7 protein-coding genes are annotated in these 14,675 nt (G+C 47.9%); all 7 read right to left on the minus strand.

Going from position 1 to position 14,675, the window contains the following annotated elements:
- Positions 1-49: 49 nt before the first annotated feature.
- The 7 genes from BWI97_RS20900 to BWI97_RS20930 all read right to left on the minus strand — a co-directional run bounded on the left by BWI97_RS20900 (position 50) and on the right by BWI97_RS20930 (position 14,650).
- The gene (locus BWI97_RS20900; protein ID WP_102202641.1) at positions 50-997 is read right to left on the minus strand and encodes a hypothetical protein; all 948 of its coding nucleotides are present in this window, start codon (positions 995-997) and stop codon (positions 50-52) included.
- A gap of 863 nt (positions 998-1,860) precedes the next feature.
- Positions 1,861-3,393 (minus strand): RagB/SusD family nutrient uptake outer membrane protein, encoded by a 1,533-nt coding sequence (locus BWI97_RS20905; protein ID WP_102202642.1) that lies wholly within the window; start codon positions 3,391-3,393, stop codon positions 1,861-1,863.
- 295 nt (positions 3,394-3,688) lie between these two features.
- Complete coding sequence (locus tag BWI97_RS20910; protein ID WP_102202643.1) at positions 3,689-7,036, minus strand: TonB-dependent receptor; 3,348 nt, start codon at positions 7,034-7,036, stop codon at positions 3,689-3,691.
- A 116-nt stretch (positions 7,037-7,152) separates the two neighbouring features.
- Positions 7,153-8,013: a hypothetical protein gene (locus BWI97_RS20915; protein ID WP_102202644.1), complete on the minus strand. Its 861-nt coding sequence runs from the start codon at positions 8,011-8,013 to the stop codon at positions 7,153-7,155.
- A 213-nt stretch (positions 8,014-8,226) separates the two neighbouring features.
- A complete protein-coding gene (locus BWI97_RS20920) occupies positions 8,227-8,985 on the minus strand; it encodes an SDR family oxidoreductase (RefSeq protein ID WP_102202645.1) in 759 nt (252 codons plus the stop codon).
- A 39-nt stretch (positions 8,986-9,024) separates the two neighbouring features.
- Entirely contained in the window at positions 9,025-11,277 is a 2,253-nt protein-coding gene (locus BWI97_RS20925) for a hypothetical protein (protein WP_102202646.1), read from the minus strand.
- A gap of 265 nt (positions 11,278-11,542) precedes the next feature.
- Entirely contained in the window at positions 11,543-14,650 is a 3,108-nt protein-coding gene (locus BWI97_RS20930) for a two-component regulator propeller domain-containing protein (RefSeq protein WP_102202647.1), read from the minus strand.
- Between the last annotated feature and the right edge of the window lie 25 nt (positions 14,651-14,675).

Below are 14,675 nucleotides of genomic sequence, written 5' to 3' on the forward strand. Positions count from 1 at the left end.
GCATCCCTTGATTGAAAGAGATGCCTGTAAGGATAATACGGCGAAGAATCTACGGAATATTTACCCTTGAAACCGTAAACGGCAATACGGGTGGCGTTGAACCCATACGACGGTTCAGTTGCCCATTTACCACCAGGAAGTACGGTCCGGCTTTGGCCATGGTGGTATTAAAGAGCAGGTTTTGGCCAAAGCCCGCTCCTACCGTTCCTTGCAGGTAATCGCTACTGAGGGTGACTGGAAAGAGCTGATTAACGGCGTTTCGTGATACATATAAGGTATGATGCTCCAGCCATAAACCATCGCCCGCCATGACCGGTGTGTTGAGCTGAATTTCCGAAATGGCCTTGGTAGCCGTGTCAATCCGGTACAGTTTACCCGAGGTAGAAACCACCAGAATGAGGTATTTCTGATCATCGGTTAATTCGATTCCGTTGGCATTGACACCCGTCGCAGCAAAAGGAATTTGATCCTGAGTGAACGTCAGCCATTTTTCCACGTCACCCGGCTGATTGGTCGAGACGTCGATGCGATAAAGGTGTTGGTTTTGAGAATCCGTGAAGTAGGCGTAGCGATCGCCAAGAATCATATCGTTGACAAAACCCGTAGCCGCAAAGGAAGCAAGATCCCAGTTTTTCAAGAGGCTGCCATCGGGATTAAGCACCTGGATTTTGTTCTGGGTACCGCCACAGACCCATAAACGCCCTTTTGCATCCAGTTTCAGTCCATTACAGGTCGGACGGTTGGCCACAGCTCCGCTGGAGAAGAGGCTGGTTGCTCCCGTTTGTACATTTACTTTTAGAATGTCGCCAGTGCCGATGCTTCCTACGTAAAAGAAGCCGGTGGTGGAGTCATAGGCAATACCTTCGGGGAAGAAGTTGTCTCCCGGAATGGGATACCGTTCCAGGCTGACCCGAATGGGCCCCTCGATGTGGTCTTTGACGCAGGCGGCTACGAGCACGACAAAGAAAATTCCTAACAGAGCAGAGTAACGATTCATACGCAGGAATTGAGTGGTTGTTTAGGATACCAGGAACTAAAAGAATCATGCTCAGGATTTTAAACCTAAATTACCCTTAGCTGAGCCCCCCGGCGTTCGCCTCAGAAGCCACTACACCCTACGTAACGGATGGTAAAGAAGCCAGCTTTCTTCTAAAGAGCTACGATCAGGAATTACACAACTCGTCTGATTTTTCAGGGCTACAGGCCAAAACATTTTACGGGTGAGGTTGTTATTTTACTTGAACTCCACACACGAGTAGCTTCTAATCATTCAGCCCTTCCGATTACTTCAACCAGGCTATTTTAGTCAGATAGAGTCTTTATACTCAGCACGATAAGTATTTTTTTCAAGCCTTGTCAAACTAATACTACAGTTAATAACAAGTACTACTATTGTACAGCTTTTTTCACTACTATACTTTTGTAGTATCATTAAAGGCAACTATAAAGCAACGACACTTCTTAACTCCTTGCTTATACCTGCACAGCTTTAAAGATAGGCTCTCAATTTAGTATTGATAATTGAAAAGGTGTTCTGCATAAGACTTTGTCTTAACACAGAATCTTAAGGTTACTTGTTTGGCGGCAAGTAACCTTTTTTTATTCCAGTACTAACCCGTAGTACGCTTCCATCCGCGTCTGTAGCAAACTTTACTTTTAAATCGAATTATTATTTTGTCTCCGTAGGAATTAAAATCAATACTTGCCGCTTCTACCCATCATTCTATTTTCTGCTAGTAGATACAGAACTTTATACGTCATCAGCTTAGTTTAATTAATCCTTTTTACTTAGCTATAAAAAATAAGATTACCCCAACTGGATAATCTTATTTCTGTTGAATCTATACTTTTAAAAGGACTTTAGTACCCTTTATTTTGGTACATCCCTTCCGGATTGAGTTTATTTTCATCGAAAGGAATGGGATAGTATTGATCCTTGGTACCAAAGTTGGAAAGACGGGCCGTACCGAAATTCGCCTGAGACTTACTTCGCATATAGGTCACCAGTTCGTCGATGGTAAAAAAGCGTAGCAGATCAAACCAGCGTTGGTGTTCAAAGGCCAGCTCTACCCGGCGTTCGTGCAAAAGAGCCAGTTTCAACGTCGGAAATTTAGTCCGGTAGCTTTCCTGCTCTTTCATCGCGGCGTACTTCGGACGATTGGCCCGTTCGCGTACCATATCCAGATACGTAATGGCTGTCGCTTCATCCCCGAGATACACATGCACTTCGGAAAGCATCAGGATCACATCGGCGTAGCGGAGCAAAATCCAGTCATTGCCCCCGTAACCGTTTACGCCCGCCCCGGCACTCACATCCCGGAATTTGGTAATGAAGTAATCTTTAACGGCCGCATCATTGGCGAACTTGATCGAAAAATCCTTCCGCAGATCGCCTTCTTCGTATTCCAGCACCAGATCGCGGGTTACGTTACCGCCGATGCCCGTACCGGGTTTCAGCGAATTGATCGTCTCGCCCTTGGCTTGCGTATTGGCCGCAATACTGGAAGAGAAATTGATGTCGCCCTGCCGGTTCACAATCTGGAAGATGATTTCCGGATTGGTGGATTTCCTGGTCACGTCAAAGACATCGGCGTAGGGAATGTCTTTCAACTCCTTGAAGGTCCGACGATTATACGCTTCCATCAGATTGGTCTTGGCCAGATTTAGGTTAGCCGTCCGATTAGTCGCGTCGAGCGTGGTCGCCATCGTCAGATACACTTTTCCCAGCAAAGCAAAAGCGGCTACTTTCGATACGTGACCTTTTCCCGACAGCGGCTGGTGATCGGGCAGCGTACTAGCAGTGGCTTCCTTTACATCGGCCACAATCTGTTCGTAAACCTTTTCTTTTTTCTCACGGAAGGTGTTGGCCGCTACTTCCTCCGTCAGCAGTAATTGCCGCGTTACCAGAGGTACATCGCCCCACTTCCGTACGAGCTGAAAATAGAGGAAGCCCCGAATGAACTTCACTTCAGCCTGGTAGTTCGCCTTCGTTTCCGGATTGGCGTAGCTAACCTTGTCCAGGTTGTCGAGCACCTGATTACAGCGGGTAATGGCTTGGTACAGGTTCAGCCAATGCCGTTTCAGGTAGGTATTACTCGGCAAAATTGAGAAGTCATTGAACTGAAAGGGTTCTCCGGCGTTCGACTGGTTGTCGTTTCGGCCCGTATCATCGGAGCGTTCGTCGGTATACAGGCCGCTGTTTTCGCCAACGGTCTCGGAACTTCGTAGATACTGGTACACGCCGTTTACCGCCAGTTTCACATCATTTTCCGTCTGAAAAAATACGGCGGAAGGAATGGCATTCGGATCACTTTCTTCGAGAAAACTCTTCGAGCACGAACCTAGCCCCAGCAGGAGCGATAAGCTCAGAATAGAAAAATATGTTTTGTTCATCGTTGTATGTCTTGGAAATGGGAGGGAGTCTGGTTGGAGCAGTTTGAGGTTGGCATGGGTTTGATCAGGTTTGAGTTTGAGTACATATAAAGTTTGAGCTGGTACAGGGTTTGACTGGATATACGGATCAAGACGTTCCGGTTAAAAGATGAAACTCCCGTTCTGGTCCTTGACAACAATCCTCTCCCAACCTCTTTTTAAACACGTTCAAACCTTTCTCAAACCTCCTCAAACTCTTTTTTAAACTTGAAACTTTCTCAAACGCTTTCAAACCTCAAACCTCCTCAAACCAGTTTTAAAAACTCAGTTTCACGCCTACATTGTAACCCCGAACCAGCGGGTATTTTCCGTAATCCACACCGGGGGTGAGGTTTGCTCCGTTGTTGTAATCTACTTCGGGATTGTAGCCTTTGTATTTCGTGAGGGTAAAGGCATTGTCCACCGATACGTACAGACGGGCGTTGCTTAAGCCTTTGTCACTGAGCCACTTCGAGGGCAGACTATACCCCAGCATTACGTTGGTGCAACGCAGGTAAGAGCCATCCTGCAAATAGAAAGTCGAGAGCCGCGTACTGTTACTTTGCGTACCGCCCCGGGAAGCCCGGAAAATTTTGCCATTGCCCGGCTCGGCCTCCGAGCGATACCGTTCCTTCACGATGGAATACTGGTTGCCGGAGCCCTCCATGTTGAAGAGGTAATAGTCCTGTCCATCGAGTACTTCATTTCCGTAAGAACCGTTAAAGGAAGACGAGAAATCAAAGTTTTTGTAGCTGGCCGTCAGGGCAAAGCCGTAGATAAACTTCGGATACGGCGAGCCAATCACCCGCTTGTCGGCATCATTCACTACGCCATCACCGTTGACGTCTTCAAAGTACAAATCGCCCGGTTGCAGGGGGTTACTGGAAGCGGTAGAACGGGCCGGACCTTTCAGTTGATACCCGGCCGGGAACGACTGCGTGGCGGAATTGTAGTTAGCATTGTCGATGGCCAGATTTTCCATATCCGATTCACGGACCATGCCTTTCACCTTAAAGCCGTAGAACATCCCAATGGGTTGACCCTCCTGCGTGATGTGCGTCAGGTACGACCGCTCGGCACCATTGGTAATGATGGTACTGGCTCCACCCATGTTCAGTACCTTGTTGCGGTTCAACGAGAAGTTTCCACTCAGGTTCAGTTTGAAATCAGGCGTTGAGATCAAACGACCATCGAGTTGCAGATCCAGGCCTTTGTTTTCTACGCGGGAATCGCGAAGGTTGGTCAGGATCGTTGAAGCTCCGGAAATCGCCGAAATGGGTTGATTGAACAACAGATTAAACGAGCGACTGATGTAGTAGTTGGCAATGACGAAAAGTCGGTTGTTGAACAGTCCCGCATCAACACCAAAGTTGAATTGCGAAGTCGATTCCCAGCCCAGTCGCTGATCCCGGATCCCGTTCGTCCACATCGCCGTTTCGATGGCATTACTCCCGAATACAGCCCCACCCGGACTTGCCATCACCTGCTGGTAGTTGTAATTACCAATGTTGTTATTGCCACTTAAACCCCAGCTAGCCCGTAGTTTGAGCGAAGAATTTTGTCCCAGAAAATCATTGTAGAAATTCTCTTTGGAAATATTCCAGCCCGCCGATACAGAAGGGAAAGTACCCCATTTGTTAAGCGGACCAAAACGAGAAGAACCATCCCGCCGGAAGGAAGCCGATAGGTAATACTTCTCATCGAAGTTATAACCGACCCGAGCCAGATACGAAAGCAGGGTCCAGGCGTTTTTCTGCGTACCCAGATCACCGCCGACGTTTAACAGAAAGTTGGTCGGATCAGCTCCCTTTCCAGTAATTTCCTTGATTCGGTCGTTCTGAAAACCCCGAGCCGAAACGCTGATGACATCCCCTTCAAACTTCTGAGCCGTATACCCCGCCAACGCGTCGAGGCTGTGTTTCCCAAACTGGCGGTTGTAATGTAGCGTGTATTCAGCCAGTCGATCTACCTGAGCGATGGTACGGGCCGTAGCCGTGGCGGCGGCAATGGCCTGGGCTGAACCTGGAGCGTTGTTGCCACTACTCAGGCTCGTGGGCAGGTAGTATTCGTACTTTTCGTTGTAAGACTGCATCCCCAGGTTGATCCGGGCCGATAAGCCCGGCAGCAGATCGTAGGTGGCGTTTCCGTTGTAAGTACTCCGCGAGCCCCGACGACGAATAATCGTTTCCATCGCTACCGCCACGGGATTTTCAACCGTCTGGTAGGCGTACAGGGGTCCCTGCGAAGAGGATTCAAATTTGGACAGCGTACCATCGTCGTTGTAGGCCCGGAAGTACGGAGCGTAAATCAAAGCACCCAGAATCGGTCCTTTATCAAAACGGCCTTCTTCCACTTCGCGGTTGGTATTGGAAGTCAGGGCCAGGTTTGCTCCGATCTTCAGGCGTTTGTTTACCTGAGCATCTAGATTGGCCCGCAGGTTCATCCGTTCCTGTCTGGTACTCACAATGATCCCTTCCTGATTCAGATACCCGCCACTCAGGGCGTAGCGAACATCCTTGGTACCGCCCGAAAAGCTCAGGTTATGCCGCTGTACGGAGGCCGTGCGGTAGAGTTCATCCTGCCAATCCGTATCGTACTTCGGTTTGATCATTTTCTGGTTAGCGAAGTCATAGATCTCCGCTGGAATACTCACGCTGCTGGCGTTACCCACCCGGGCAATCCGTGTCGCGTTGTTATCGGAAAACATGGCGTCGTTCCAGGTTTGCCCCGAATTGCGAACCAGATCACGGTACGAGTTATTGTGACCGTCGATGTGCAGCTGGGCGAATTCCTCGGCGTTCAGCAGATCTACCTTTTTGCTGAGTTGATTCAGGCCAAACTGGTAATCGTAATCCAGGCGGCCCTTGCCTTCTTTGCCTCGTTTGGTGGTAATCAGTACAACGCCACCGGCCGCCCGTGAACCATAAATGGCCGCCGAAGCCGCATCTTTCAGGATGTCAATCGACTCAATATCATTGGGATTGATGAAGACATCGGGTCCCGCCGGGTAACCATCAATGACATACAGCGGATCCGCACTGGCATTGATGGAGCCGACGCCCCGTACCCGAATTTTGGTACTGACGTAGGGAGCCCCACTCACCTGCGAAATCTGAACGCCGGCTACTTTCCCAACCAAGGCTTGTCCAACCGTGGGCGTAGAAAGGTTCAGCTCCTTGGCTTTTACACTGGAAATGGCCCCGGTTACATCGCTTTTACGAACGGTTTGATAACCCACGGCCACTACTTCGTTGAGCTGACTGGCGGATTCCTGTAACTGTACGTCAAGTACCTGCCGATTACCTACGACTACTTCCTGAGAGACGTAGCCGATGAAGGAGAACACCAGCGTACTGCCCTCTTCCACTTCGAGGGCATACTTTCCCGTAGCATCCGTAATGGTACCACGGGTGGTGCCTTTGCTGCTCACGGTTACACCCGAGAGGGATTCTCCTTTTTCATCACGAACAATCCCCGTGATTTTGACCAGAGCCCGCGAGGAGCTAAGCCGGGACTCGGGAGTTCGGGAGAGAGCATCGCTGGTAGTTGCCAGAACCACCAACAGGCAAAGCGGACTCAGGAGCGTCGCCGCTTTACGCAAGGGAAAAGATACACGTTTCTGCATGTATAGTGTAGTAGTTGAATGTGCTGAAAACAGGCCATAGCCAGCGGTTCTGATTCGAGGGAACCAGAGGACTTTAGCTAGCTCAAAGGGTTGGTTAGTAAGAAAAATGGCGGATACTAGTAGTCGAACGCTACCCAGTGAACGTTCTCTTGTTTGGATGAAGTCACCAGAATTCCCTCTCCGTTACGCGTGAGGGTAAATCCTTCGAGTTCATCGGTTTTATCAAAGTCTATTACTTTCAACACGTGTTCTTTGCTCTGAGCAATGGATTGATTCAAATCCAGAAAAGTCAGTCGCCAGCGGCGGCCCTCGATCTGATTTTGAATCAGTACCAGAATATTTTTATCCGGGATAAAATGGAGATTTTGTACCCAGGGCGAACAGATAAACTTTTTGTAAAGAACGCCCGGATCGGAAGTTTTTATGGCCTTTGTCAACGCCTGCGGATCATACAACCGGACTTCGTTGGCCTTATTCCCGTAATCAGCCGTGGCTACGTACCAGCGGCCCTCATACTGTACGTACTCCGGACGAGTCCCCTGAATGCAGGCATCATCTTCAATGGTACGGATGAGATTTCCCTGGAGGGTTCCGCTCTGGAGTAAGCCGGCCCAGTTTACCTGATAGATAACGGCTTTCCACTGCGTTCCTTCGGGATTAAGTCGAATGCTGTTTCCGATGAATACCGGTTTTCCGGGCTTATGAGCGATCCCCGTTGGGTGGTTGATAATGTCTTTGGAATCAATGCTTAGCTGTACTTCTTTTTGCGTATACTGAAGTTCGTGGTCTTTCAATATATACTCCCGAATGATTCCTACTTCCCGATCGCCGTAGAGGTACACGTTTCCATCGATATAACTTACCCCCTGCCCTGCTCCCAGCGAATCAATGGTCATTGATTTTTGGACCTGCACCGACTGACCGTAGGCCGCGAATGCTCCCTGTATCATCAAAACCAAACTCAATACCTTCTTCATTCCTGCAAAATAAAGGTCGCTAGATTACCCTAAAACCACGCGAATGTTATCTAATTATGAAGCTAAGAGCTGATTAAAACCGATATTGAATTATCCGTACGATCTTTTGTTTTTTTATTTCTATACGTACTAAAGATGATGGCATTTATACAAAACAGGGCAGGCTCCGGACGATTGATTTTCCGAGCTGCCCTGATAAAAATAGAATGTACCTTAAATCAATTGTAAGTGCGGACGGATCTGGATGGAAACCACGTCGCAGCGAAGCGGTTGGGTCAGGATATAATGCACGGAAACCGCAATGTCTTCTGCTCTCAACATTTCTCCCGTTTTCTGTTTTTCGCGTTCTTCTTCGGGCGTAGTCGGCTGCATGTCCGAGCCTACCGCTCCGGGTTCAACCAGACTTACTTTGATGCCGAGTTTATTGACTTCTTTTCGTAAACTTTCGGCAAACCCCTGGAGGGCTGATTTGGTAGCCACGTACACCGAACTACCTTCCTCCCGTACATCCGCACTCATCGAGCCAATCAATACGATGTGGCCTTTTTGCTGAGGCTTCATGCGGTTTAGAGCTTCTTTCGTCGTAGCCAGATAGCCCATTAGATTGGTTTCGATGACATACCGCCACTCTTCATCGGGCATTTCATCAATAGAACCCGCTGCCAGAGCCGCCGAGTTAATCAGAATATCAAGTCCGCCCAGCTGCTGATCTACCTGCTCAAACACCTTTTTGATGTCATCCGGCTTCGCTGCGTCGGCGATGATGCCTTCGGCTTTTCCGCCGGCTTCCCGAATGGCCGTTAGGGTTTCGTCCAATTGTTCCTGATGGCGTCCAAAGGTGAAAAGCGTAGCTCCGTAGGAACCGAGTAAAATTCCAATTGCCCGACCGATACCCGTTGTACCGCCCGTTAGCAGAATACGTTTTCCTTCCAGGCTTTCTACCCGGGTGTGTGCTTGCGTAGCTTGTTGCATTGTTGAAAATTATCTAACGTGAGTAAATAGAATTTGACCTTACGAACGTGACCACTCCAGCCGTATTTGCTGGTCGCCCTGTACTATAAATTCCTGATACTGGCGGGTTTCGTCCTGTGGCTGCATGGGTTCCTCCGTTACCGAATCAAAAAGCTGGATAAGTGGAAACGACCTACCCAGAGCGATTACCCGAAACCGACACGTAAACCCGGTTACCCCGCCCAGCCGGAATAATGCGTATCCCTGGTGTGGACTTACGACGTCGTATTCGGCGTGGTAGATGGGATATTCGCAAAACACCATCACCGGCATCGGGTCGAAACGTTTATACGCATACGTAGTCAGGATGTACGGCAAAGCTCCTCCGTATACTTCCTGGCCTACCGAACCCGCCTTTTGTAGTCCGGTGGGAATGTCCTCCAGCGGAATGGGCAATTTCGGAGCAATGTGCCCCTCCCGCGGTTCTTCACTGATCATGTCGGGAGGTAATTCCGTTGGGAAATAATACTTTCCACGATGCAACAGATACTTGAAGTACTCACTAAAAATCTGCCGGATGGGAGCCGGGACATCGCTGCCCAATTCCTTCAGGTAATTGAGTACGGTAGCAAAAATTTCGGCTTCTTCGTAAGCGGCCAGGTATTCGGCATCCCGCAAGGGAGCCACGCCCAAAAAGGTACTTCGGTATTTACCCAGGCCAATGCTACATTCCCAAACCCACATGCGGGCAATGAGGTTAGCAATGCTGAGTTTACTTAACTTATAGTACAAGTGATTACCGGTTAGTTTCCACAACTTCACCAGGGTCAAAGCACTCATCATGGTAATGTTGGACTGGTACAGCAGGTCGAAGCCTTTGCCGATTAGTTGTTCGGCTGAACGAATTGCTTCGTCCAGATACATCGTATCCCGGGTCATTTCATAAGCCTGAAGCATGATGTGGCAATAGAGTCCGGGCGTATCCAGCTCACCTCCCCTACCTTCACTGGTTTCTGCTTTGAGTACTTTCAGGCTCTCGGCGTGGTAAAATACGGGCCACTCGTACTTGAAATGATGAGCCGCATTCCTAACGTACTGGAGCGATTTCAGGAACAGGTCTTTCGCCTGCATATCGCCATGCTCGGCCAGCCGTGCCAGATTCATGAGGATATGAACGAGGTACCAGGAATCGATTTTATCCGGGTCTTCCTCTTCACTCAATTCCTCCTTTTTAAAGGTTTCGCCGGGCAACCAGCGAACAATCGTTTCCTTTTGTTCATCGTAAAAAGAAGGAATGCTTTGTCGCAGCCTTTCTACTAATTCCACCGGCTCGCCCAGCCACTGCTGGTACTCCCAAAGCGGTACCAGAATCGCCAGTTGCACCATACTTTCGGGAGGCTTTTCCGTGGAACCTACGTAGGCATTAACGTAGAATTTATTATGGATCTGACGGCCGCATTCACCATCTTTGGTTAACGCTTCAACGGTTCGCTGGGAGGCCTTGGGCCAGTCGTAATACGCCGTTTCGGGTTTCTGTACGTGAGGATAGATGAGTCCAATCGCCTCTAAAAACTGTTCCGCTCCCTCAAATTCATCCGTAGGAATGACTTCATTCAAATACAGAAACGCATCGCTTAGCGTAATTTCCTTCTCCGCGGGTAAAGGCTGTTCGGCCGCTGGTAAGCTAAAACCCAGCTCCGGCCATTGGGCCGATACACAGCCATTGGGTTCAGTTTGCGTTACATCTCCATATTCGTTTAAAGAAGTCAGGTTCTGAAAGTAAAAAAAACTACCTTCCAGCGGTTCCGTGACCGAAGCATACACCAGACCCGCCGTAGGTCCGCTTTGTTTGATGTACATCTTACCCGCAGTTTCCATGGGATCATTGTCGGCGTTGAGAAAATAAATATCCCGGGGAAAACCCTGTACGGTAAACGCTTGCCAGGGTGTCAGTCGGGTGGTATACCGTAACAAGCCGGACTCGTAGATTTCCAGGTTAATACGGAAAAGTCCCAGAGACCCTTCTACTTCCCATTCAGCCGATTGTTTGTTCTTCCTGAGGTTGCGTACGTTGCCCGTCAGGTGCTGATCATAACAGGTACGAATGGCCAGTTTTCCTTTATTGGGAAATTCATAGAATAACCAGAACGAGTGGTCATCCAGGGCCGTCTGTAGCTTTCCCTGGGCCCAACGAAAAGTGGTGGCTTCTATGCTCGCTTGCTTCAGTTGTTCTTTCACCCCTAACGCCCACTGTGAAACCTGTTCGGTACGAACGAAGGGCTGCCCAAAAGCATTTTTGTCAGTAGTCAGCATAGCTTGTATACTTGCTTATGTAATTACAAAAAGTGGGGATCGATGCAAACGTTAAAAAAAACATTCCCTGAAAAAGCGTGACTTCTTCAGGGAATGGATAACCATTTGATGCTGAATGTGACGGCGAAAAAATATAGTCGCTCAAGAGTACCTTACTATCGTATACGTTAAAATGGCAATGAGCTGTTTTGGGCTAAACTATCCACAATCTACAGGTACTTATACCCTGAATCAGGCGGGTAGGAACGAAGGTCTGTTCGTAGCTTTAAAAACTGAACTGGGGGTCCACGAGAAAATCTTCCACCGCCTGCTTTCGAAACATCAGCAATACTTCGGTACCCACCTTTTCTTTAGAAACCACGACGAGCCGAATTTTCAATAACTGGCTTAAATCCTTGATGATGATTAACCCCAAGCCCAGTTGTGGGGGCAGTGCCTTACCCGCCTCTTCCAGACTACGGGATTGCGGTTGGTTGAACCATTTCACTAACTCCAGAGGCATTCCCGGACCCGTATCCCGAATGGACAAATGAATTTCTGATTCCATCTCCAAGGCTTTTAGGGTGACGTGGCCATTTTTTGTGCTGCGGATGGCATTGTCCAGCAAATTATGAATAATGATGGCCAATAATTCCGGATTGCTCGTGACGCTCACCTTATTTTTTACCTGGTTTACGACGACTGTACCATTCCTTCGGGCACTGTCCTGAAAAAATGAAATTTTATTGGTCAGAAGATCACGAAGATTAACCGCCTGCAACGATACACTCCCTGACTGCTTCATCTGGGGTTTTACGTATTCCAGCAAATTGTTGATCAACTGCTGAATTCGATACGTCGAATCATAAATTCCCTTGGTCATTTCCAGCATGGTTGCCGAAGTACCTTCTTTCTGGAAATGCTGGTATACTAACTGATTTAAATCGACAACGTATCTTAACGGTGCTTTTACATCATGACTGATGGCCGCAATGATATGGTCCTGAATGAATTTTCGCCAGAGCAGCTCCTGTTGGGAGTTCTGTACGAGGGCGAGCATTTGCTTAATTTCGCTGGTTCGTTCGGAAATCACCGCCTCCAGGTTACGATTTTTCCTTTTCAGATACGAGGATCGAAATTCAATGATTCCATAAATGAATAGGATTGAGGCTATTCCCAGACCTATCCAAAATCCTATTTGCAGATACCAGGGCTTCTGGATGATAACGGTAAGGTGGCAAACGGAATAATTATCCCTACCAAAACCATTGATGAGTTTAACGGAGAGCTTGTAAGTACCCGGACTTAAATGGTTAATCTGAAAGGTTTTATCCCCCCCGTGCAACGTATTCCAGGTTTGGGGTTGTTCATGGTTATCGGTAAATGCATAAGCAAGGCGAAGGTTATTGGCATTGCCGAAGTACGGCGTAGTCACGTGAACCGTCAAGGGCGTATGATTTGGGGGAAGAGTTATCGTGTCCGAAGCCAGGAATTGCGTTGTACCATCCCTACTGATGCGATCGATAAGTATTTGACGTTTTGGCAATTCGGGTTGGATCTTCTCCGGTTCAAACCAAACCAGGCCATTCAAAGTAGGTAAAGAAAAGAAACGATCCTGAACCCTTAGGCCGCAGGGTTCACACCCTCCGTTAAATTCATTGATTCGAAATCCGTGTTCTTTGGTATAATGATGATAATAGATTTCTCCATTAGTCTGTCCTTGGGCAAAATCGAGTAAGTCCTGTTTAGCAGCCTGAAACAAGCCTTTATTAGTCGTAATCCAAAGATACCCCTTGCGGTCCTCCATGATACAATGGGCCTGGGCCAAATGTTGCCGGGGACCTAATGGAAGATTCGTGACTTTTCTTTCCTGGATTAAATAGATTCCATTCTCAGCCGTGCTTACCCACACTTCTCTGGCTTTGGAGCAGTGTAAACTTCGAACGTAGATGTCTTTGAATGCAGGTACCCAGTTGACCTTCCGGGAAGGAAGATCAACATTGAAAAGGCCCGCGTACGTACCTACCCATAATTTATGCGTTTTTTCATGAAGAAAATAGGACACGCGAACATTCGGCATGTTGAGGTAAAGCTGGGGTACCTCCTGCTGTTGCTCCAGTTGAAAGACCCCATGCCCATCGACCCCAATCCAGAGTGGACCTGTTTTGCCCTGATATATACAGGAAATGTGGCCGGGAAGTTGCCACTGCTTCAGGAGACGATCTCCGGTTGCGTTAAATTTATAAAGTTTATTTTCATAGGTAGTCCAGATGTTCTGATGGTGATCCTGGGCCATCATATACCGATCGGATTGGCTTTGAGCCAGAGCGGTTAACTGCCGGATTACGGTACTTCGGCCATTGGTTCGCATGGCCACCCCCTTGCTGGTTACTACGCTGGAATCCTGGAATAAAGACTGAGCATAGAACACATTCCTTTGACCGCCTTCTTTCACATGCAGGGTTTGAAAATCCATTCGGGTGCATACATAAAGCCCCTGACTTAAACTTCCCAGAAAAACCCGTTTATGAGCTGAATCGTAGTATAAACTGGAAATGTTGATTAACGAGAAGTCAAAGTCTTTCAGAATCAGCTGGGTCTTTAATGCATTGGTCGTTTTACTCAGTTCGTACAAACAACCATTGAGGTATAAAAAGGCCTGATCCGCTGCGTTGTTCCAATACAGTTGAATAGCCTGCTTTTGCGTTCGGTAAGCTGAATTGTGGAGAATATCTCCAGTTAACGGAAAGATCCGGGGTTGTTCTTCACTGACCAGCAACGTTTTCCCCTCAGGTTGAAATTCGAACAAACTGGTCCCCAGCCTGAATACGTGTTTGAAGTCCTTGAATTGTTTTTTTAGACTATACGCTTTTTTCCAGTGTACATACGCATCCAGAGAGGTATGCGTACATAGAAAAAAGTTGCCATTTTTCATGGGAATTAGATACTTGCGGACAGTATCTAACATGAAATAATTATCGGGTAAACCGGTAGAAATGCTTAAAGGGAAAGAGGCTAACTGGGGCTTAAGATGCGGACGATAATACGTTTGTTTGGCGTACGTTTTGCCGTTTTCAATTTTTATAAACTCACTTTTTGCATTGATGGCAAACAAACTTTTCCCATCGGATGCCAGGTCCGGATATAATGACTTAAAACGCTGACTACGAGTATGAAAGGAGGTATAAAACTGTTGCCCGTCAAACCGTACCACGCCCGCTTCCGTTGTCATCCAGAGAAATCCTTCTGCATCACGGGCAATACTCTTCACACTGTTTTGGGGTAAGCCATTATCATCCGTATAATGATCGATGTGAAATGTTTGTGCACACCCCGGTATACGCACCAGTACGCCCCAGCCAATCAGCCAAACAATAAATATTCGAAATAACATGATACCAGAAAAAAAGCTGGAGCAA

It is taken from the genome of Siphonobacter sp. BAB-5405, assembly GCF_002872335.1.
GTDB lineage: Bacteria > Bacteroidota > Bacteroidia > Cytophagales > Spirosomataceae > Siphonobacter.

Excerpts from the sequence above, each read along its gene's own strand:
- BWI97_RS20915 (WP_102202644.1), bottom strand. The coding sequence starts at position 8,013 with ATGAAGAAGGTATTGAGTTTGGTTTTGATGATACAGGGAGCATTCGCG.
- BWI97_RS20905 (WP_102202642.1), bottom strand. The coding sequence starts at position 3,393 with ATGAACAAAACATATTTTTCTATTCTGAGCTTATCGCTCCTGCTGGGG.
- BWI97_RS20930 (WP_102202647.1), bottom strand. The coding sequence starts at position 14,650 with ATGTTATTTCGAATATTTATTGTTTGGCTGATTGGCTGGGGCGTACTG.
- BWI97_RS20910 (WP_102202643.1), bottom strand. The coding sequence starts at position 7,036 with ATGCAGAAACGTGTATCTTTTCCCTTGCGTAAAGCGGCGACGCTCCTG.
- BWI97_RS20920 (WP_102202645.1), bottom strand. The coding sequence starts at position 8,985 with ATGCAACAAGCTACGCAAGCACACACCCGGGTAGAAAGCCTGGAAGGA.
- BWI97_RS20900 (WP_102202641.1), bottom strand. The coding sequence starts at position 997 with ATGAATCGTTACTCTGCTCTGTTAGGAATTTTCTTTGTCGTGCTCGTA.
- BWI97_RS20925 (WP_102202646.1), bottom strand. The coding sequence starts at position 11,277 with ATGCTGACTACTGACAAAAATGCTTTTGGGCAGCCCTTCGTTCGTACC.